This window comes from Crocosphaera sp. UHCC 0190 (assembly GCF_034932065.1).
Lineage (GTDB): Bacteria > Cyanobacteriota > Cyanobacteriia > Cyanobacteriales > Microcystaceae > UHCC-0190.
On the sequence record NZ_JAYGHP010000004.1, the window covers coordinates 119,189 to 141,661 of the forward strand.

Sequence of the window (22,473 nt, forward strand, 5' to 3'; positions counted from 1 at the left end):
AAAAATAGGGAGTGCCAAAGCATTAAAAAAGTTTCGGATCTGGGTTCAACAAATAATTAATCACTAAATCGGTAATTTATTGTAAAATAGGAGGCCGTGATTAAAAGTATAATTAAGTCTAAGGAGTAGGAACAATGGCCAAACGAGTTCAAGTAGTATTGAATCAACCCATCAATAAATTAGGGAAAATTGGCGATCTTGTGGAAGTAGCCCCAGGATATGCGAGAAATTACCTCATTCCCCAAAAATTAGGGGTTATGGCGACACCTGGTATTCTCAAACAGGTAGAACAACGTAGAGCAAAAGAAAAAGAGCGTCTCTTAGCCGAAAAACAAGAAGCACAATCACGGAAAACAGCCCTCGAAACCATTGGACGCTTCACCATTCGCAAGCAAGTTGGGGAAGGGGAAGCCATTTTTGGTACTGTTACCAACCAAGATGTTGCTGATGCAATTCAAACAGCGACTAACCAAGAAGTAGATCGTCGTGGTATTACTTTACCCGAAATTAGTCAAACTGGGTTCTATAAAGCTACCGTTAAACTTCATCCTGAAGTCAGTGCTGAAGTGGAAATTCAAGTTGCACCCCTCTAGAATATTGAGGATTTTTGATTGTGCATACTTAAGCTAAAGCGCATTTAAAATGCGTTTTAGCCAGGCCAAAGGCACTTAAAAAGAAATATTATATTCCACATGATATACAGATTTCTCGTAGGGGTTTAACACTGTTAAACCGACACACTGTTAAACCATTGGCATAAATGGTTCTACCGAACCTACCATGTAAAACTATTAGAAATTATACGCTTAAACCCTTAAGGGTTAAGCTATAAAGACAAAACCCGCCTACGCGGGTTTAATTTAGCCTCCGAAGGGAGGCTTCGTTTATATAGCATCAGACTTTAGTCTGTCTGTCGATGTTAATTTAACATAACAAGTTCGGTAGAACCGCATAAATAAAGGACATAATACTATTATGTCCCTACGTAAGTCTTTATCCTTTGATTAGATCATTGATATTAACAAGCAAGATAGTTGTGTTACCTAGAAGAAAAAGGAACCACATCATGAAAACGACTAATATCAATATAATACTTACCGTCAGGCGATCGCCTGAAAATATCAACTAATTTCTGATCCCATAAAATTTGTTGATGATTATAAAAATAACGGGCATGAATAGTTTGAGAAAAGGTTTCATCAAGTCCCGTTAATGTCACCCAAAGTTCTGTTTCTTCTTCTGCTAGTAACTCAGAAGATGTCCCAAATAACGGACTTTTTTCATCAATGGGGTGCATTATTTGCCAACTTAATCCAAAAATTGGGGTCTGCGATCGCAATAATTCAAGGTCATAAAAACGACGCATATAATGACCTTCACTACTGATTTCATTACGAACTAAACTAACGCGAATTTGCGCCTCTAAAATTTGATTTTCTCGTTGGTTAGCTGCGCGAAATATCAGAGTAGGAACCCCATTGAAAGGACAAATAACCGCCACTTGACTAAACAAAACTCTAGCAGTGGGACGAGAAAACCTGGCAAACATTAACCCTGTTAAAATAGTTAATAATAATAGTCCTGTCCATACTTCTAAGGTAACTAAAATTTGAGCATAGAGGGTTTCAGGATACATTGAACCATAACCCACAGTAGATAAGGTTTGAATACTAAAGAAAAAAGCATCTTTAAATGATCCTGATTTCGCGTTAACAATACCTTCTCCTGTGGTTAAATAAGCAGAAGCAAAGATAATATTAATCCCCAAATAAAAAATAGTAGTTAATAGCAAAAATCTTGGCCAAGAAAGGGCTAATAACCAATGATATAAATCATTTCTTGCTGGATGAAGTAAATCGATTTGTTGTAGCGGGTTTTTCGGTTTTATTGGTTTTAAAGAAGATTTGTTTCGGAAAAAAAAGTGATCTCCTCGAAACAATATTTTTTGGAGTTTAAAGTTTTTCATTATACTGTTTCTTTATCTTTTTTTGCCTCTTTAGTAAAGCGAACTTCATACACCATTAATCAATATCTCCCAATACTTCATCTAGGGAATAGGTGTCATTTTTGGCAATTTGTTGTAAGGATCTTTGTAAGCTTTCTCTTAAGTCTGGAATAGAAAGTAATTCGATGGTTTCTTGGAGACTTTCATAACTTTTTTGAGAAATGAGAATAGCAGAATCTTGTTGACTTTCTATTTCATATATTTTATTTTCTTCGATAACCGATTTAACGAGGTTCATCAAATCTTCTGAGAGATGGGTGATTTTTAGCTTTTCCATCATGTAAATTTCTACTGCTGGTTAAATGTATCCAGTAACATCATATCGTTTTAGCTTTAATCTTTTCCCTTCAGTCTTATCACCCAGTAATCTAGAATACATCCCCTTAATATGCCCTAATCGCTTAAATTATATTAATTTTCCAGAAAATACTTGACTTTCCCCCCCCCCGTGCTAGGTTGCGCTGAAAGCCATTATTTTTTGTTGAGGAGCAATCATGTCTTTAAAAACGTCTTTAGCTGTTGCGGCTACCGCCATTAGTTTAACTGCCTTCACCTCTCCTGCTCAAGCTGCTTTGTTCAATTTTTCCTATACTTTAATTGGTGGGGATGTTCTCTCTGGGATGTTGGATGGAGATGTGCAAGGAGACGGAGACACAGTGAGTGTTAACTCTATCTCTATGCCCCTGTTTAATGGCGTTGCTGGCCCTGATTTGCCTTTTGTCGTTAGTAATAGCGCAGGGCCGAGCTTACCTGCAACCGTCAGTTTTAGTGGTTCTGTGATGGATATCATTGCTTGTACTAACTCAGACTGTGGTGATGGTTTTCTGTTTGATGGGTCCATGTACATTAGTGGTGTGTCTTACGGTGATGCTTTTGAACCATACAACCCTAACAACTGGAGCTTAACAGCTAAAGCAACTGAAGCAGTCCCCGAACCTGGTAGCGTTGTTGCCTTATTAGGTTTAGGGTTAGGCGCATTGGCTTTGAATGGCAAAAAACAAGCTTAATTTATGGTTATTCTCGATAATTAAATTTGTGGGGGTTAACGGTGTTAACCCTTATTTTTGGTTGTGATGACACTTTTTACGGTTGCTACTTTTTGAAAATTCATTTAGACTTAAAAGTATAGTTTCTTGATTGTTTTTAACACACATAAAATGATTCAAAAATCCCATGATTAATAGTATCAAACAAAAAGCGATTGTCGGTAAAAATGGCAAAATTGAACTCTCAGAAACCGAGTTAGAAGAAGGGTCGATAGTAGAGGTTATTGTCCTAGTAGAATCTTTAACAGAAGAAGACGAAACTGATTATTTATTACGTTCTCAAGCTAATAAGAAACAGTTGCTTGACGCATTAGAAAATGTCAAACAAGGTCAAGTGATTTCTGTGGATTTGCATGAATATGAGAAAAGTTTCCTTTGAAATGAAAGCCTTTGAACAATTGCAAATACATATTACCCCAGAACTTCACCGTAAACTTGCTATTGAAGCTACCGAAAATAAAGTAAGTTTAAATGGTTATGTGAGCCGTAAATTAGCTGCTAATTCTTGATATTTATTGATTTTCATTTATAATTTAAAGTTAATTCTAAACAATTAGTTAGAGGAAAAAAATGCCTAGTTATCCTGGAATTTCAAGTGAAGCGTTTCGTCATCCCCTTGATAAACAAGCGGAACAAACTTTAAGAAGTGTTCCTGGTTTTGATTTGGTTGCGACTAGCTTTATGGAATATCTCTATGAACGACCACAACAAATCTCTTTGATGGGCAATAGTATTAAAGTTGGCCCGAGGCAATATTCCACACTTTATGGAATTTTTCGAGAAGCGGTTTATGATTTAGATATTAGTCCTGAACCCTTAATTTATGTGAGTCAAAATCCCATTGCAAATGCTTATTCTTTAGGTAAACAGCAACCCTATATTGTCTTAAATGCGGGTCTTTTAGACTTATCTGATGAAATTGAATTAAGAACTGTAGTTGCCCATGAATTAGGTCATATAAAATGTGAACATAGTTTGTTAATTCAAATGGGAATTTGGGCGATGGGGGCCGCTTCTTTGCTGGGGGAATTAACTTTAGGTTTGGGAAATATTATTAGTACAGGATTGATTTTTGCTTTTTATGAATGGCGAAGAAAAGCCGAATTATCAGCAGATCGCGCCGCTTTATTAGTGATAGATGATCCTGAACCTATTTTTAGAATGATGATGAAAATGGCAGGAGGAAGTCATAAATATGCCCATGAATGTCATTTAGATGAGTTCTTAAAACAAGCAGAAAAATACAGAGAATTAGATGAAGATGATCTCAATCAAGTCTATAAATTTTTGATTTATAATGGAGGGAATGGAGTCTTTTTATCCCATCCTTTTCCGGTTGATAGAGTTCATTATTTACAAAATTGGGCTACTTCTAGGGAATATCAAGATATTCGCCAAGGTAACTATAAAAGGTCAGAAAAAAGTGGTTCTGTAGAAGTGGACACAAATAGTGAAGCTGAAAATTTGCGCCGACAAATTGAACAACTTCAGCAGGAAATTGAGAACTTAAAATCTCAAGATAATCAGGCATAAATAGTTTTAATAGTCAAAGCCTGTAGAGGCAATTCATCAATTGCCCCTACAATATTAATTTTGATCAAGGGCTTCTAGTTTAACCTGAATTAATTCTTGAATTTTCAGAATCACCCCTTATCTCCAAGGAAAAAAAGTTAGGGAATAAAGATATTTCTTAACAACACTTCTCAAGAAGAGATTGAGCTTTTGAATTGGGGCTTTGTAGACGCATCTTAAACTTAACATAATCTGCTTGTTCGTGTCCTTTATTTTTGCTCATCCTGCCCAAAATTCACAAAAACTTGCTAATTTATTGATAATTGCTGAGATTGAAATTCCTACTCTCTATTAGCAAAGCTTAATTTTGTGTAATAACTTACCTTCTCTCAAAAAAGTTGTCGTTAAACTAGAGACTATCGAAGGAGCCAAGTAAAGCCTATGGTAACGCTGCTAGAAAATCCCTTTCGCGTTGGATTACGCCAAGAAAGAACCCCAGAACCCTTAATACTCGTGATTTTTGGGGCTTCTGGCGATCTCACGCAACGCAAACTCGTTCCTGCCCTCTACAAAATGAAACAGGAACGACGACTACCCCCGGAATTAACCGTCGTTGGGGTAGCTCGTCGAGATTGGAGTCATGACTATTTTAGAGAACAAATGCGTCAGGGAATCGAAGAATTTTCTGACGGCATTGGTAGTGAAGAAATCTGGGCAGACTTTGCCGAAGGACTATACTACTGCTCCGGTAACATGGATGAAGCCGAGAGCTATCAAAAATTAAAAGTCTTTTTAGAAGAATTAGACGGCAAACGAGGAACCAGAGGCAACCGCGTCTTTTATCTTTCCGTTGCGCCTAATTTCTTCCCCCCTGGTATCAAACAACTAGGGGCTGCCGGGATGTTAAGTGATCCCATGAAACATCGTATTGTTATTGAAAAGCCCTTTGGAAAAGACCTCAGTTCCGCCCAGGTACTCAACCGCATTGTTCAAAAGGTTTGTAAAGAAGAACAAGTCTATCGCATTGACCACTACTTAGGGAAAGAAACCGTTCAAAACCTCTTGGTGTTCCGGTTTGCCAATGCTATTTTTGAACCCTTGTGGAACCGTCAATTTGTCGATCATGTACAAATAACCGTTGCTGAAACCGTCGGGGTAGAAGATCGGGCCGGTTATTACGATCATTCTGGGGCCTTGCGGGATATGCTGCAAAATCACCTAATGCAGATATTCTGTTTAACGGCAATGGATGCTCCCAACGCCCTCAGTGCTGACAGTATCCGTAACGAAAAAGTCAAGGTACTGCAAGCCACCCATTTAGCCGATATTCATAACCTGGAAAAATCAGCCATTCGGGGACAATATAAAGCAGGGTGGATGAAAGGAAAACCCGTCGCAGGGTATCTCGAAGAACCGGGAGTTGACCCCAATTCTTCAACTCCCACCTATGTGGCCATGAAACTGATGATCGATAACTGGCGATGGACAGGGGTTCCCTTCTATCTGAGAACAGGAAAACGCTTACCCAAAAAAGTTAGCGAGATCACCATTCAATTCAAAGATGTCCCCTTACACATTTTCCAATCAGCGGCCAATCAAAGCATTCCCAATATCTTGAGTATGCGGATACAACCCAATGAAGGAATTGCGCTGAGGTTTGAAGCCAAAATGCCAGGGTCAGAACTACGCACCCGCACCGTAGAAATGGACTTTGACTATGGTTCCTCCTTTGGAATGACCAGTGCTGATGCTTATCATCGTCTCCTATTGGATGCCATGTTAGGAGATCAAACCCTCTTTACCCGTGCTGATGAGGTAGAAGAAGCCTGGCGCGTGGTAACGCCTGTTCTCTCCGCTTGGGATGGCCCGGCAGAACCCAATAGCGTTCCCCAATATGAAGCCGGAACCTGGGAACCCGCAGAAGCCGAATTCTTGATTAACCGTGATGGCCGTCGTTGGCGACGCTTGTAATGTTCTGTAGGGGCGAACGGCCGTTCGCCTCTACAAAAATATCAAATTCCCAGTAACTCCCCAAACAGCTATGACCACTCAAACTCCCCCTCTCGTTTCCTTACAAGACCCCAAAGATGTCTCGATTGATGTCATTGAGGCAGAATTACGCAGTATTTGGAACGCTTACAGCAATAATGAAGATGGTATTGTGGCAACCCGCGCCACCACCTTCACTTTTATTGTTTATGAACCCGAACCCACTCAATATCTCTTAGCGGTTTTAGGCTTTTATACCGGCCCTATTGATGGTATTGCCGGGCCCCGTACCACTGCTGCCATTAAATCGGCTCAAAAAGCCTACGGACTGGAAATTACGGGCAAATCTAATCAAGCATTTATTGAAAAATTACAAGCAGAATTTGAGAAAGTCAAAGCAGAAGGTCAATTAAGCGATGCTCAACAAATGGTCGCTAAGGCATATTCTCCTGACTTAGAAGGAACTGGGGTAACTGATAGTATTGCTGCTTCTAACCCCTGCCGTATTATTACCCTCTGTCCCACTGTTGGCGAAGATGAAGGGGTCAAAGTTCAAGTATCTGCCTACTGTCCCATTAATAAGCGCAGTCAAAATACCCTAATCTGTTGTGAATATATTACCCTACGGGGAACTGCTGCCGCTTTAGAAAGAATTGGCGGTATTATCTCGGAATTGACCATCAGTGGACTGCCTACCTTTGTTTGGTGGAAAGCAAGTCCTCAACCCGAATATGGACTATTTAAACGCTTAGCCTCTCAAGGGGATACAGTTATCGTTGACTCTAGTACCTTTAGTAGTCCCGAAGAAAACCTTTTAGAAATTGGCCAAATGTTGGAACAGAATATTCCCCTGGCTGATTTAAACTGGGGAAGAATTGCCCCCTGGCAAGAATTAACGGCGGCTGCTTTTGATCCTCCAGAGCGTCGCGGTGCTGTTCTAGAAGTTGACCGCGTTACTATTGATTATGAACGAGGAAATGCTTCTCAAGCCTTGATGTATTTGGGATGGGTGGCCACCCGTTTACAGTGGCGGCCTGTTGCCTATGAATATGAAGGAGGGGACTATGATATTCGTCGCATTAAATTCCTCAACAATGAACAGAATACCATTGAGGCAGAATTAGCGGGGGTTCCCTTGGCAGACTGGGGAGACGTTTTAGGGGACTTAATTAGTCTTAAATTAAGTTCTACTAACCTACAAGCTGACTGTTGTACCGTGTTGTGTTCCGGGACTACCGGATGTATGCGTATGGAGGCATCAGGTGGGGCCCAAGCTTGTCGTATTGAACAAGTAACTTCCTTAGCGGATCAAAATACGGAACACCTATTAGGAAGACAACTGCAACGGTGGGGAACTGATCCTCTCTATGAGGAAAGTTTAAAAGTTACTATGGCTATCCTGAAATTAGCTAATAATAACTAATTGATTGTTATTATTTTTGGGGCGGGTTTTAGGGGTAAAGTTACTTTTAAAACTCGTCCTTTCTATTGAGCATAACCGAACAAATAGGCGATCGCCATCATATGAGATTTTTGTTAAACTATTTAGCATAGTCCCGAATATCAACACTAATACAGAACTGAACGTAATAGCCATCTGCCCCCCGTACTAATCTAACTCTTTTAATCTGATCAACAGGGTAAAAGTTTAATAATTTCGAGAGAACGAATCGCACAACATCCGTGTAACGGGGGTCTTCACCCCGACATTAAAAGATAAGGAAGAAGCTTGCCAAGAAGCAGCCGAAAACTACGAAGAACTTCTAATTACTCTATGAAGCAATGTCAGTAGGTCGGCATATACCAACGTCTTCCTTCAGAAATCCGTAATTTGGCAGACAAAAATTTTCCACCTGTAAATTTTGGGGCGGGTTTTGAGGGTAAAGTGACCTTTGAAACCCCCTCTTTTTATATTATGATCACAAGTCATAATTACAAATTGAGTGGCAACATAGTTTGCCACTCTTTTAAACTAATGGGAGCTAAATTTTTATGGAACATTCACTTGGATTTGGCATTACACCTGATTCAAAGACAACAGATTTTTTGTCTACCTCTTTACGCAAAAAACTAGCCTCTATTACTGTAATAGGGTTCAGTCTGGGAATGCTACAGGGTGGAATGGCCAATGCCCTATCCTTTCAAGGATTGGGTGATTTCCCTGGCGGTGATCTACTCCTTTCCACTCCTGTGCACAGCATCCCCACACTCCCCAACGATCCTTTCTTCAGCGTGTCCCTTGGGGGATCAAAGGATGGCTTAATAGCCGTCGGTGCTGGTAACTCCGTTAATGGTTATGAGGCATTCCGTTGGACAGAGGAGGACGGGATGATCGGTTTAGGAAGCCTCATTGGGACTCGTGGTTTAGAGCTAGGTCGTTCATACTACAGTATGGCCAGGGACACATCTCAAGATGGTTCAGTTATCGTCGGTCGTAGCAATTCAGTCAATGGTCTTGAAGCTTTCCGTTGGACCCAAGAAACTGGGATGGTCGGTCTTGGCGATCTCCCTGGAGGGGATTTCTACAGCATAGCTTTTGGGACATCGAACGACGGCTCGGTGGTGATTGGTTCTAGCAAATCCGCCAGTGGGGAAGAGGCATTTCGTTGGACTCAGGAGAGTGGGATGGTCAGTCTCGGCGATCTCCCTGGTGGTGGTTTCTACAGCATAGCTCAAGGAATATCAGCAGACGGCTCCATCATCGTCGGTGGTGGCCGCTCCGCCAATGGAAATGAGGCGTTCCTTTGGACCCAAGAAACTGGGATGGTCGGTCTTGGCGATCTCCCTAATGGTGGTTTTTTTAGCTCGGCCCAAGGAATATCGGGGGATGGCTCGGTTGTTATTGGTCAAAGCCGTGGTGATCGAGGGATTGAAGCCTTCCGCTGGACTCAGGAGAGCGGGATGGTCGGTCTCGGTGATCTCCCTGGTGGTGGTGTCTATAGCCTAGCTAGAAGTGCATCCTTTGACGGGTCCACAATTGTTGGTTTTGGCAGAACTCTCAATGGGAATGAGGCTTTTATCTGGGATGTCACCAATGGAATGAGAAGCGTTCGGGAAGTTCTAGTTGGCTTCGAAATTAATATGACAGGATGGGCATTAATTGAGGCGAGGGGAATTTCTTCCGACGGGACAAAAATCGTCGGTTTTGGCATAAATCCCGATGGAAAAGCCGAGGCATGGTTGGCTGACCTCACTCCGAATCAACTTCCTAACAACTCTATACTTCATAACAATTTTGTATCTACAGTACAAACATCTGAACCTTCTCTGTCTGCAGTACAAACACCTGAACCTACACCGAACTTTGCATTCCTCTCTGTCAACATTTTCGGTATAGCCTCATTTTTCTGGCGCAAACGCCAGAAAAATCTCTCATAATCAACCTAAAAGGCAAGAGTAAGTAGTCGTATATTAATAAACAATGCTGTGTTAAGAAATATTAATGAGACTTAAAGCCTTTGCCGTTGCCTATTACCTGTGTCCTGTTGCCTAACCTCACAATTAACTTGCTTGTAAATAAGCAATTCAAACCTTCATATCAGACCAAATTATTAGCAAAACTCACTCATTATGCACCTGTAACTTTTGGCCAATCTGCCCAAATTGCTAAGGTTAATCCTGGAGAATAAATATTAACAAACATGGTTTGACCATCAGGGGAAAAACACACTCCAGCAAACTCACTATTATTATAGGCATTACGGGCTAAACGATAACATTCTCCTTGAGGTGTTACTCCAATTAAAAACTGTTCTCCTGCGCCATCTTCACAAACAATTAAATCCCCAAAAGGTGCTAAGGTTAAATTATCGGGATAATCTAAAATTTCTGCTCCAGGAGATTCCACAAATAAAGAGATAGTTTCCTTAGCAGGATTATAACGAAAAATTTGTCCTTTTTCTGCATTTCCCCCACTGGTACAGGTGAAATAAAACTCACCCTTTGCTAAGCAAATACCTTCCCCTCTTTTAAAAATTGCTGCCCCTTTCTTTTGGGCTTCATAACGCAGAGTATCGTCATCAGGATCAACATTTTCAATTTGTACCCATTTGACAGATTTAGGTTGATTTAAAGGATAATTTTTACTGGTATCAATGCTGGGCATTTCTTCAATAACTAAGGCTTCTAAAATTCCTCCCGCTTGTAGATTTCCTGGTTGTCGGGGACGGAAACGATAGAAACAACTATCATTTTGGTCTTCTGTTTGATAAATGTAACCTGTGCTGGGGTCAACTGCAATGGCCTCATGACGAAATCTTCCCATAGCAGTTAAAGCGATTGGTTTTGCTATTTTGCTTTGAGAGGAAACTTCAAAATTGTAGCCATGTTTAACCGAAACATTGTCAGGATTTTCCTGAGAATTTAATTGAGGTGTCGAGATTTCTTCTTCACAACTAATCCAAGAATGCCAAGGGGTAGCACCTCCTGCACAATTGCGGTTTGTTCCTGCTAAAGAGACAAATTCTTGGGCTAAAGTACGATTCTTATTAATAATTAAAGTTGTGGTTCCTCCTTGAGATAAATGATCGTATTTATGTTCTTTTGATGCTATAACTCCAGGAAATTCATGGGGACTTAATTCATGATTCCGAATTAAAATTATTTGTCCATTTTCTCCTGGAAATGCTGCCATTCCATCAAAACTTGTCGGTACAGAAGTGCCATCACTCATGGATTTTCCTACCTGAGAAATCACTTGATATTGCCATCCTTTGGGCAGATCTAAGATACCATTAGGATCGGAAATTAATTTACCAAATTTTTCCGTTTCGGTTGTTTGTCCATTGGCCACGCGAGTATAATAATTTTTAAGGGAAACAGCCGCAACTCCTGTGGTTATACTTATTCCTGCTAAGCTGAGAAAATTTCTTCGAGATAACACCATATTAACAATAAACCCTTGGTAAACCCTAACCCTATTATACTTTTTGAGGGTCACGTTATTTTTAGATTAAGAATAGAACAATTAATGATTAATAATAAGTTCATATTAACTATTGTTAGATGGGTTCGCTGTAACAGCCATTAGTCCCCAAATCATCCCAAAACGAAATTTAGTTGCACGATAAATATTAAAACCAGCAGATACCAACAACTGATGTAATTCTGCTTGAGTATAGCATTTTTGATGAGCAGGATCAAAAATTTGTAATATCCAATCACAGATTCTACAAATAAGATAATCTTTACTCCAGTCAAGAATTATGAGCTTACCATTGGGTTTAAGAACTCTTTTCATTTCTGCTAATGCTATTTGGGGTTTGTCAAAATAATGAAAAGCATTTGCTGATATTACCACATCGAAAGAATGATTTATGAAATGCAGTGAATGAACTGAACCTTCGTATAACTCTACGTTAGCATAAGTCTGATATTTTGACCTAGCGATAGTCAACATTTTTTCTGATATATCAATTCCCGTAATTTTCTGTGTCGGATTTTTATCGAGTAAGAGTCGCTCAAATTCACCTGTACCACAAGCAACATCTAAAACTGTAGCCTGGGGAGCAATTTCTTCCCAATTGTGGAGGAATTTAAGGGTATTAACAATGTAATTTCGCCACCGTACATCGTAGATATCAGCAAGTTTATTATATTGATTTCGCACTTTCACTTCATTCATATCAATTATCAACTATTCCTCATATCCCATCATTTGTAATTGATATAAACTGTGATATAGTCCATTGTTATCTAATAATTCTTCGTGAGTTCCTGACTCTATAATCTCTCCTTGCTTTAAAACAAAAATCCGATCAACATCCCGAATTGTTGAGAGTCTGTGAGCGATAATAATTGCCGTTCTATTAGTTAATAAATGTTCTAATGCTTCTTGAATAAACGCTTCTGTTTTCACATCTAAATTAGCTGTTGCCTCATCTAAAATTAAGACATGAGGATGACGAATGGCAACCCGTGCAAAGGCTAATAATTGTTTTTGTCCTCCTGATAAATTGGTTCCTCTTTCCCTTAATTGTGTATTATATCCTTGGGGAAGCTCTTCAATAAAACGATCAACATTTGTTAATCTTGCTGCTTCTTTAACTTCTTCTAGAGAATAGTCTTCTCCTAGGGTAATATTCCGTTTAACATCCCCAGCAAACAGAAAACTTTCTTGTAGAATTATCCCCACATATTGGCGTAATTCCTTCTTAGAAATCTCTCGAATATCAACCCCATCAATTAAAATTCTGCCCTCAGTTGGTTCATGAAGACGAGATAAAAGACGAATAATTGAACTTTTTCCTGCTCCCGTTGGCCCCACTAAAGCAACCTTTTCCCCTGGTGAAATGGTAAAATTTAATCCTTTGAGAACAAACTCATCTGGTTTATAACCAAACCAAACATTATCAAAGCAAATTTCTCCGACTTTTTCCTGATATTTACGACTCGATAAAAACTGAATATCTTGCTCTGATTCTTTGATTTCAATGGGTTCTTGCATTAATTCTGTAATCCTTTCAATTGCAGTAAAACCCGCTTGAAACATGGTAAATTTATCTGCAAATTGACGTAATGGATTAAACAAACGTTGAGCATATAAAATAAAAGCAGAAAGGGTTCCAAAAGAAATCGTATTGTTGGTAATAAAAATTCCCCCTAACCAAATTACACTTGCGATCGCTACCAAACTAATCCATTCTAAAGTAGCAGAAACGGCAGAATCATAAAAAATAGTTTTATCCGTTGCTTGGCGATAATCTTGATTAATCACCCGAAATAATTCACTATTAAATCGTTCTCGTCGAAATAATTGTACTACATTAATGCCGACAATATTTTCTTGCAGCATGGAATTAAGGTCTGATAATTTTTCCCGTGATTTATAATTTGCTTTCCGATATTGCCCTTGAAAATATACAATTAATCCTGCAATGGGAACCATCATTAATAACAGCATTAACGCTAATTTTACCTCTAGGGTAAACATTGTTATGATAATCACTAAAATATAAATTGCATCGCTAATAACCCCAATCGCCCCACTAGCAAAAACATCCCCCAATGCTTCAACATCACTGGTTAAACGAGTTACTAACCGCCCCACAGGAGTCCGATTAAAAAAACTGGTTCCCAAAGACATCACATAGGTAAACAAATCTTCCCGAATTTCTGCCGTAATATTCTGTCCTAATTGTTGAACAATATACCCTTGAAAAGAAGTACAAATTAGACGAATAACAATGGTTATTAGTAAAAGACTGCTCAAAAATTGTAGCCCTTTTGCCACAGAAAGCTGTTCTAAAAATCCCCAAGTAGACTCTTGACGTAAGACAGAAATCGCCTGTCCAATAATTAGGGGTTGTATCGCACCCGCAACCGTTAATGGCAATAATAAAAGCGCGGAAAGCAATAATAAACGGGGATGACGACGCACATAAGGCAATAACTTTAAGATCAGGCCGCCATCACTTTCACGAATACGATGGACAGATTTAGCAGGATTTGACGGGGAAGAAAAAGCCATAGGGAAATTGAAAATTATTAATCATTGTTACTTAAGTTAACATTTGTCTAGGGATAATTGTTGAATTATCCCGACTAGGAATGATTAATGATTAACCAAAGGTGGGATCAAAAACTGGCGATCGCAGACCCTTTCTAACTGGGCCGCTACCCGTATTAATGTCAACTCATCGGCTGGTTTTCCCACTAATTGAACCCCCACAGGCAAACCATTGTCATCTTGTCCCATAGGCAAGGTTATAGCGGGTAAACCACAGGCATTAAAGGCCGGACAAGGGGCTACCCAATGCTGAATTTTGACTAAGGTTTCTTCGGGGGATAAATTCGCCCATTCTCCAACTTTGATCGGTTGATGTAAATAAACAGGCAAAACTAACAAATCAAAATGATCAAAAAATGCGACAATTTTACGGGAAATAAGCTGCATTTGACGGACTGCCTGTAAATAGTCTCCTGCACTTCCGGCCTGTTCTTTTAACCAATAATTAAAAGGACTTAAGGCTGCGTCAGGAAGTCCCGCGGCCCCTACCCCTGCTTGCCAAACCTTGATAAACGGTTCAATCAATTCCTCAATGGAAGGACATCCCATTTCTAAATGATGGCCCATAGTTCCTAATAATTTAACGCCTTGTTCAACTGCCGCTTTAACGACGGGTTCCGCTTGATTAAACGGGGGAATATCATAAGTATAGGCAATTCTTAGGGGAGGTGAAACCTGTTGTGTCGCGGCTAAAAAGGGAATTTCGGGAGGGGGCAACCAATAGGGATCACCTGTAATATAACCAGACATCACATCTAACAAGGCCGCAGCGTCAGCCACAGTTCGGGCCAAGGGGCCATTACTGGAAATACCGCTTTGATAGTCTCCCACCGGGGCATGGGAAATTCTACCTTTAGCGGGTTTGATCCCCACTAAGCCACAACAAGCAGCCGGGCCACGAACGGAACCCCCTCCGTCGGAACCTTGGGCAATGGGGCATAAACCCGCAGCAACAGCGGCCGCTGCCCCACCGCTTGACCCCCCTGATGTATAGTCTGGGTTCCAGGGGTTACGGGTTGGGGGAAACCCTGGGGGTTCTGTGTAAGGAAATGATCCCAGTTCCGAGGTGGCGGTTTTGCCCAGAATAATGAACCCTGCCCCTTTTAAACGCATCGTTACCCCATCATCATAGTCAACGATGTTGTTTTTTAGGGCAGCAACTCCATAGGTGACGGGCATTCCTGCTACTGCGTTGAGATCTTTGATCCCTGTGGGAACCCCAAAAAATGGGGGCAGCAATTTGAGATCAGATGTATTAATCAGTTGTTCGGTTTTGGTTTTGGCATCAGCTAGGGCCATGTCTACGGCCACAGTGAAAAAACTACCGAGTTGGGAGTCATAGCGGGCGATGCGATCGAGATACAGTTGGGTTAATTCTAAGGGAGAAATTGTGCGATCGCGGATTAGTTGGGCCAATTCTAAAGCAGGTTTAAAGGCTAATTCAACAGAATTCATGACAATTTTTTTAATATTTTTGTTTTCAGATCAGGATACAAAATTAATTACCCAGAATATTGTAGGGGCGGGTTTTTGTTAGAATCTATGATTCCCACAAATAGGTTAAATCAACCCGCCCCATCTTATTACCCAAATATAATTATTAAATCTCTCGATCAAAGCCAAATTTGTCCCGAATTTCGGCATTAAAATACTGTCCTTTTGAGGGAGTTGTTTCTAACTCTTTATACACCGCTTCTGGTACGTCATTATATTTGTAAATACTCCCGTTAACAAATTCAACTTTGAGGATTTTTTTATCGCCATCATAGTCAAAAGATTTAAGGGCAGCACTCTGACTTTTTAGCAGGGGAAAGGCGATGACATCCCGAATACTTGCGGAATCTGTTAATAACATAATTAGGCGATCAATGCCAATTCCTAAGCCTCCTGTGGGGGGCATTCCATATTCTAAAGCAGTTAGGAAATCTTCATCTACACTATGGGCTTCTAAATCTCCGGCTGCTTTTTGGGAAGCTTGTTCTTCTAATCTTTGTCGTTGATCAATGGGGTCAGTTAATTCTGAAAAACTATTGGCTAATTCTCGACCCACAACATATAATTCAAACCGTTCTACTAATCCTGGTTTGCTGCGATGGGGCTTAGCTAAAGGTGAAATTTCTACAGGAAAATCAAGAATAAACGTTGGTTGAATTAGGGTAGATTCAACGGTTTGTTCAAAGGCTTCATTGAGTAATTTACCGAGAGAAGTACAGCCATCAGGAATGGCTAATCCTGCTTTTTTCATGGCTTTTTTGCCTTCTTCTAAGGTCTTAAATTTATCAAAATCTAAGCCGCTTTTCTCTTTAACAATATCGTGCATTGTTACCCGTCGCCAAGGGGTTGATAAGTCAATTTCTTCCTCTTGATATGTAATATTTAATGTGCCTAAAACTTCTTTCGCTGCTGTGGCAATAATCTCCTCAGTTAGCCTCATCATATCATTATAATCTGCATAAGCTTGATATAATTCAATGGAAGTAAATTCAGGATTATGTTTGGTAGAAACCCCTTCATTACGAAAGATTCTGCCCATTTCAAATACTTTTTCAAAACCACCCACGATCAACCGTTTGAGATGTAATTCTGTGGCAATTCTGAGATATAAATCCATCTCTAAGGTGTTATGATAAGTAATGAAAGGTCGAGCCTCTGCTCCTCCTGCTTCTGATTGTAAAACTGGGGTTTCTATTTCAATAAATCCCTGTTGATCTAAGTAGCGACGAATAGAAGCCGTAATCTCAGCCCGACGGCGAAAAGTTTGCCTAACTTGAGGATTAACAATTAAGTCTACATAACGCTGACGATAACGTTTTTCTGTATCTGTTAACCCATGCCATTTATCCGGTAAAGGTAACAGAGATTTGGTTAAAATAGTGTATTCTTTTACCTTAACGGAAAGTTCTCCTTTTTCCGTTCTTTTAATGATTCCTTGGACTCCAATAATGTCCCCAGTGTCGGTTAACTTTTTGAGGTGATCAAAGGCATTTTCAAGATCACTCATGTAATCTTGAATTTCTTTTTTATCTAAATATAATTGAATAGTTCCTGTTTCGTCTTGTAAACTAAAAAAAGCCAATTTTCCAAAGACACGACGGGCGATAATTCTGCCCGCGATCGCAACATTTACCTCAATTTCTTCCCCATCTTTGAGACTTGCATATTTATCTTGTAATTGTGCCGCATTATGGGTAGATTCCCATTGATAAGCATAAGGGTTTAACCCTAATTCTTTCAACTGTTCAACTTTTTCAAGACGGGTAGCACGAATTTCTTCTAAACTAGAGGCAGATTGGGGTTCTCGTTGAGGTTGATTGGAAGACATTGTTAAAATAACTCGAAAAAAGCAAAAAAAGATTAAGCTATGGTCAAATCAGGTTTACCCTTATTAACCCAGGCTTTTATTATAACTGATTAATTCATCTTGATCATTAAATATTTTACTATTTTTTAGCATCTAATATAAACTCTTGCCAATCATGATCGACCATTTATTTTTCGACTCGATTAAAATACTGTTTTTATTATTTACTAACAGCTATCATTGGTTAGTCAGTTACTGGGAGAATTTTCAACTTACCCTTAATTAATATCAGATAAAAACTTTTTTTAAGGCATATTTTTCCCCTTGTTTTTTACCCTTAAAAGCTGGCAATAAATTACGAGATGCCATGCACCTTAAGTTACCAAAACTCTCATCAAATTCGACCAAAATTATAGCCCAAAAAAGCAGTTATTTGGTTTGGATAGATGAAGCAGAAATAATCATTTCAGCAATTAAGCAATTAATGAAAGTATAATAATACTGACAAATATTATCTTACCAAAATCCCCGTTTACCGCTAGGCATAACAGTTCGCCAATTAGTTTTAGCCAGAGAGATTTGAGCCTCAGTAACTTGGGCAGAACTCAGATCAACCCCACAGAGATTTGCCCCCTGTAAATTAGCATATTTTAAGTTCGCCCCACAGAGATTTGCGCCTCTTAAATCTGCCCCATCTAAATTAGCATAACCCAGATAAGCTTCACTCAAATTAGCATTTTTCATACTTGCCTGACTTAAATCAGCCCTTCCCAAATCAGCACGAGATAATTCTGCCCCTTGTAGATTAACACGACTCAATTTAGACTCATAGCAATTAATACCTGGCAAAAATGCTTTAGCTAAATTCAGTTCATTTAATTCTTGATTAGCAAAATCTCGTCTTCCTTTTTCATAAGCAGCTAACAGGGTTTTTTCCTGCCATTTCTTTGCTTTCTTAGCAGAAGATGCTTCTTTTGAGGGAGTCGAACCATTGCTGCGGCGACGACTACCCCCTTGTCCTTGAGCAATATTGTAACTAACATTAGCCGCCGGACTAACCCCACCTTCCACAGAAGTCGAAACAACCCGCCCCACCTCTGTAGAAACCGCCGAAACGGGACTGCGTTTAGAGATATGGGTATTCGTAGACGGGGAAAAACGGCCCGTAGTTGAGGAGGGAGTGATTATCCCTGTGCTTGTCGGAGTGGAGGCATTCGTATTAAACCCTGAAATCATGGTCGTCATGCTATCTTGCATCCCCTGTTCATAGGGGGCCATAGCCATAGCATCTAAAACCTCCTGAGCCGACTTGTAGCGATGTTTGACAGAGACTTCTAACATTTTTTTGAGAACCTTGGACAAAGATTCACCAATATCAACGTAGGGTTCCCAAGCAATTTCCCCCGTTTCGGGATCGCAACCAATATCTTTAGGGGTTTTGGCTGTCAATAAGTAAACGCAGGTGACACCAACCGCATAAATATCACTAGAATAGACGGGACGCATGGCCATTTGTTCAGGGGGAGCAAACCCGGCTGTTCCCACGGCAAAGGCGGTAAAAGCCGTTTGTGCTGAGGCATTACTGGCTACCATCGAGTTAACTTGGTTTTTAACGGCACCAAAGTCGATTAATACCATTTTGCTGTCTTTTTGGCTGCGAATGAGGTTAGCGGGTTTAATATCGCGGTGAATCACTTTCTGGGAGTGAATATATTGCAAAATGGGGAGGAGTTCCGTCAAAAATTGCTTAATTCCGGCTTCACTGAAAGGGCCTTTTTTCTTGACCTCTTGATGAAGGTTATAACCTTTGACATATTCTTGAACCAAATAAAATTCCTGATTCTGCTCAAAGAAATCCAATAATCGGGGAACTTGAGGATGATTTCCCACAATTCCCAAGGTATGGGCCTCACGCTCAAATAATTCCTTGGCCATTTTATAGACTTGAGGATCATCGGTTGCTGGCCTTAATTGTTTTACCACACAAATTGGATTCCCTGGAAGGGAGAGATCAGCTGCCCCAAAGGTTGCACCAAAGCCGCCTTTTCCTAGAATGCCTAGGGGTTGATAACGGTTGTTTAGTCGCAGTTGAGAGCCACAGGATTGACAAACCTGGACATTATTGGGGTTTTTCGGCTGGGCGCAAGACGGGTTTACACAGTAGCTCATTCAATCTCACCGATGTCACATTTTGGACTTTGACCAATCGGATTCAAAAGCGGTCAAGATCACCGAAGTTTAGTCATCTAGTTTTAATATTCCCCAAGTTTCTCCAAAAGTAACAGGTAGGGAAGAATAATCTCCACTAAAACCTCACTCAACAAAAATTCTGCCCTGAGGACGATCATAAAACCCCGTCGGATAATTAGGTAAACTGTCAATCATCTCCCCTAATTAGATAAATAATATAGATTATAATTTACTTAATATAAATACAAGTCGTTTCCAGATACGATTATCAATGATTAATTCCCCAGAAGAAAACCCTACCCAGAGAATTGCGACAACTAAAGATCCTCACGCTGATTATCGTCACCTTGATTTTGAGAAACTCACTCCCATGAATCAACATTATGTGACGGTAAAAAGACAATATCCTAATGCGTTATTAATGTACCGTGTCGGGGATTTTTTTGAATGTTTTTTTCAGGATGCGGTCACAATTTCTCAAGAATTAGAAATATCTTTAACCAGTAAAGAAGGGGGTAGAGAAATTGGACGGGTTGCCATGACAGGGGTTCCTCATCATGCTTTAGATCGTTATAGTCGCTTATTAGTAGAAAAAGGCTACGCTGTGGTTATTTGTGATCAAGTAGAAGACTCGGCTCAAGCTGCGGCTGAAGGGCGAATGGTAGACCGACAAATTACTAAATTACTAACGCCTGGAACCTTAACTGATGACGGGATGTTATCGGCAAAACGTAACAATTTTTTAGCGGCTGTTGTCATTGCAGGGGAACATTGGGGCCTTGCCTATGCTGATATTTCAACGGGGGAATTTTTTACAACTCAATCAAAAGAATTATCAAATTTAAACTTAGAATTATTACGCTTACAACCCTCAGAAATTTTAATTCCCACTAATGCCCCTGATCTGAATAGTTTATTACGTCCTGGGGAGAAATCTGAGTATTTAGCTGAAGTTTTGCCCGACTGTTTTTGTTATTCCCTGCGATCGCAAACAATTTTTACATTAAATGAAGCCAAACCTAGACTTTTAATTACCTTTGGAGTACGCTCCTTAGAAGGGATGGGATGTGAACATTTACCCCTAGCAATTCGTGCAGCTGGAGGGTTATTAGAATATATAGAAGATACCCAAAAAGCCCATCAAGTTCCCCTACAACTTTTACGGACTTATAATCAGGTTGACTTTCTTATTTTAGACCATCAAACCCGTCGCAATTTAGAAATTACTCAAACCGTAAGAGATGGAAGTTTTCATGGGTCTTTATTATGGGCATTAGATCGCACTTGTACTGCGATGGGAGGACGAGCATTACGCCGTTGGTTATTAGAACCCTTACTCACAATTAAAGGAATTAATGCGAGACAGGATACAATTCAAGAATTATTTGAAAACCCCTCATTAAGACAAGATTTACGACAGTTATTACGGGGTATTTATGATTTAGAGCGCATTAGTGGAAGAGTAGGAGCAGGAACAGCAAATGCCAGAGATTTATTATCCTTAGCAGAGTCATTAGTTAAGTTAAAAGACTTAGCTGAATTAGCCCAAGAAGGCAGTTCACCCTATTTAAAAGCCCTGCAAAATATTCCTCCTGAATTAGAAAAACTTGGTCAATATGTGATTGATCATTTAGTAGAATCTCCTCCTTTACATTTAAAAGATGGGGGGGTAATTCGAGATGGGATTAATGCTGATTTAGATGCCATGCGTCATCGTCTGCAAGATGATCGTCAATGGTTAGCCAATTTAGAATTAACAGAACGACAAAGGACAGGAGTTCCTAATCTTAAAGTCGGATATAATAAGACCTTTGGTTATTATTTAAGTTTACCTCGTAGTAAAGCAGAACAGGCCCCGAATAATTATGTAAGAAAACAAACCTTAACCAATGAAGAACGTTATATCACGCCTGAATTAAAAGAGCGAGAAACCCGCATTTTAACGGCACAAGATGACCTCAATAAATTAGAATATGATGTTTTTGTCGAATTGCGTTTAAAAGTGGCTCAGAAAGCCCAAGAAATTCGGCAAATTGCGAAAGCGGTTGCTGCGGTTGATGTGTTATCGGGATTAGCAGAAATTGCGGTTTTTAAAGCCTATTGTCGTCCAGAAGTGGTTGAGGGTAGACTCATCGAAATTAAGGACGGTAGACATCCCGTTGTTGAACAATCTTTGGCCGCAGGTTTATTTGTTCCTAATTCAACTTTTATGGGAGATAATCAAGGAGAAGGAACCCCTGATTTAATTATTTTAACGGGCCCAAATGCCAGTGGAAAAAGCTGTTTTTTAAGACAAGTGGGACTGATTCAATTAATGGCCCAAACCGGAAGTTTTGTGCCAGCAACCTCTGCAAAATTAGGCATCAGTGATCGCATTTTTACCCGTGTGGGGGCAGTGGATGATTTAGCCACAGGACAATCAACCTTTATGGTAGAAATGAATGAAACGGCTAATATTCTCAATCATGCAACTCAAAAATCCTTGATTTTGTTAGACGAAATTGGCAGGGGAACGGCTACCTTTGATGGACTTTCTATTGCTTGGGCCGTGGCGGAATATTTAGCAACAGAAATTCAAGGCAGAACTATTTTTGCCACCCATTATCATGAATTAAATGAACTTGCATCCATTCTTAGTAATGTGGCAAATTATCAAGTTACAGTACAAGAATTAGCCCATGAAATTATCTTTTTACATCAAGTTCGTCCAGGGGGTGCAGATAAATCTTATGGTATAGAAGCGGGAAGATTAGCGGGTTTACCCCCTTCAGTGATTAGTCGTGCTAAACAGGTAATGAATCAGATAGAAAAACATAGTAAAATAGCTTTAGGTTTACGTAAAGGCATCAAAAAAGTCAGTCCTATTAAGGATAATAAAACCCAAGAAGAATTAATTGAACAATTAGATATTTTTGGGAATTAG

Annotated in this window: 17 protein-coding genes and 1 pseudogene; 9 read left to right on the plus strand and 9 right to left on the minus strand. The window is 39.8% G+C overall.

Annotated features, from left to right (window positions below; genetic code table 11):
- Positions 1-134 precede the first annotated feature (134 nt).
- Positions 135-593 carry a 50S ribosomal protein L9 gene (gene rplI / locus VB715_RS08095; protein WP_323300689.1) on the plus strand — a complete coding sequence of 153 codons (459 nt, stop codon included), beginning with the start codon at positions 135-137 and terminating at the stop codon, positions 591-593.
- A 446-nt stretch (positions 594-1,039) separates the two neighbouring features.
- Here rplI and VB715_RS08100 read toward each other — a convergent pair whose 3' ends face one another.
- Together VB715_RS08100 and VB715_RS08105 are read right to left on the minus strand one after the other, a co-directional pair.
- Positions 1,040-1,966, minus strand: coding sequence for an ion channel (locus tag VB715_RS08100; RefSeq protein ID WP_323300690.1), 927 nt, complete (start codon positions 1,964-1,966; stop codon positions 1,040-1,042).
- Between the two features lie 55 nt (positions 1,967-2,021).
- On the minus strand, positions 2,022-2,285 hold the full coding sequence (locus tag VB715_RS08105) for a type II toxin-antitoxin system Phd/YefM family antitoxin (RefSeq protein WP_323300691.1): 264 nt from the start codon (positions 2,283-2,285) through the stop codon (positions 2,022-2,024).
- A gap of 214 nt (positions 2,286-2,499) precedes the next feature.
- Between VB715_RS08105 and VB715_RS08110 the strand changes: the two genes are divergently transcribed.
- The 6 genes from VB715_RS08110 to opcA all read left to right on the plus strand — a co-directional run bounded on the left by VB715_RS08110 (position 2,500) and on the right by opcA (position 7,975).
- Complete coding sequence (locus tag VB715_RS08110; protein ID WP_323300692.1) at positions 2,500-3,012, plus strand: PEP-CTERM sorting domain-containing protein; 513 nt, start codon at positions 2,500-2,502, stop codon at positions 3,010-3,012.
- 166 nt (positions 3,013-3,178) lie between these two features.
- The gene (locus tag VB715_RS08115) at positions 3,179-3,430 is read left to right on the plus strand and encodes a hypothetical protein (protein ID WP_323300693.1); all 252 of its coding nucleotides are present in this window, start codon (positions 3,179-3,181) and stop codon (positions 3,428-3,430) included.
- Positions 3,411-3,560: a toxin-antitoxin system HicB family antitoxin gene (locus tag VB715_RS08120; protein ID WP_323300694.1), complete on the plus strand. Its 150-nt coding sequence runs from the start codon at positions 3,411-3,413 to the stop codon at positions 3,558-3,560. Before VB715_RS08115 ends, VB715_RS08120 begins: the two co-directional genes overlap by 20 nt.
- Before the next feature lie 61 nt (positions 3,561-3,621).
- Complete coding sequence (locus VB715_RS08125) at positions 3,622-4,584, plus strand: M48 family metallopeptidase (protein ID WP_323300695.1); 963 nt, start codon at positions 3,622-3,624, stop codon at positions 4,582-4,584.
- Positions 4,585-5,004: 420 nt separating this feature from the next.
- Positions 5,005-6,534, plus strand: coding sequence for a glucose-6-phosphate dehydrogenase (gene zwf / locus VB715_RS08130; protein ID WP_323300696.1), 1,530 nt, complete (start codon positions 5,005-5,007; stop codon positions 6,532-6,534).
- A gap of 70 nt (positions 6,535-6,604) precedes the next feature.
- Entirely contained in the window at positions 6,605-7,975 is a 1,371-nt protein-coding gene (gene opcA, locus VB715_RS08135; RefSeq protein WP_323300697.1) for a glucose-6-phosphate dehydrogenase assembly protein OpcA, read from the plus strand.
- Positions 7,976-8,096: 121 nt separating this feature from the next.
- On the opposite strand, the pseudogene VB715_RS08140 reads toward opcA, so the two are convergent.
- Positions 8,097-8,207: pseudogene (locus VB715_RS08140) on the minus strand (RNA-guided endonuclease TnpB family protein); the annotation flags it as partial.
- Positions 8,208-8,544: 337 nt separating this feature from the next.
- Between VB715_RS08140 and VB715_RS08145 the strand changes: the two are divergent.
- The gene (locus VB715_RS08145; RefSeq protein WP_323300698.1) at positions 8,545-9,930 is read left to right on the plus strand and encodes a PEP-CTERM sorting domain-containing protein; all 1,386 of its coding nucleotides are present in this window, start codon (positions 8,545-8,547) and stop codon (positions 9,928-9,930) included.
- 190 nt (positions 9,931-10,120) lie between these two features.
- Here VB715_RS08145 and VB715_RS08150 read toward each other — a convergent pair whose 3' ends face one another.
- From VB715_RS08150 to VB715_RS08175, 6 genes are all read right to left on the minus strand, one after another.
- Positions 10,121-11,437 (minus strand): alkaline phosphatase PhoX, encoded by a 1,317-nt coding sequence (locus VB715_RS08150; protein WP_323300699.1) that lies wholly within the window; start codon positions 11,435-11,437, stop codon positions 10,121-10,123.
- 105 nt (positions 11,438-11,542) lie between these two features.
- Positions 11,543-12,175, minus strand: a complete 633-nt coding sequence (locus VB715_RS08155; RefSeq protein WP_323300700.1) for a class I SAM-dependent methyltransferase — start codon at positions 12,173-12,175, stop codon at positions 11,543-11,545.
- Positions 12,176-12,187: 12 nt separating this feature from the next.
- Positions 12,188-14,020 carry an ABC transporter ATP-binding protein gene (locus VB715_RS08160; protein WP_323300701.1) on the minus strand — a complete coding sequence of 611 codons (1,833 nt, stop codon included), beginning with the start codon at positions 14,018-14,020 and terminating at the stop codon, positions 12,188-12,190.
- Positions 14,021-14,104: 84 nt separating this feature from the next.
- Entirely contained in the window at positions 14,105-15,514 is a 1,410-nt protein-coding gene (locus VB715_RS08165) for an amidase (protein ID WP_323300702.1), read from the minus strand.
- Between the two features lie 145 nt (positions 15,515-15,659).
- Entirely contained in the window at positions 15,660-17,381 is a 1,722-nt protein-coding gene (gene lysS / locus VB715_RS08170; protein WP_323300703.1) for a lysine--tRNA ligase, read from the minus strand.
- A 495-nt stretch (positions 17,382-17,876) separates the two neighbouring features.
- Complete coding sequence (locus VB715_RS08175) at positions 17,877-19,529, minus strand: serine/threonine-protein kinase (protein ID WP_323300704.1); 1,653 nt, start codon at positions 19,527-19,529, stop codon at positions 17,877-17,879.
- 295 nt (positions 19,530-19,824) lie between these two features.
- Here VB715_RS08175 and mutS point away from each other — a divergent pair, with 295 nt between their 5' ends.
- Positions 19,825-22,473, plus strand: a complete 2,649-nt coding sequence (gene mutS, locus VB715_RS08180) for a DNA mismatch repair protein MutS (protein ID WP_416336919.1) — start codon at positions 19,825-19,827, stop codon at positions 22,471-22,473.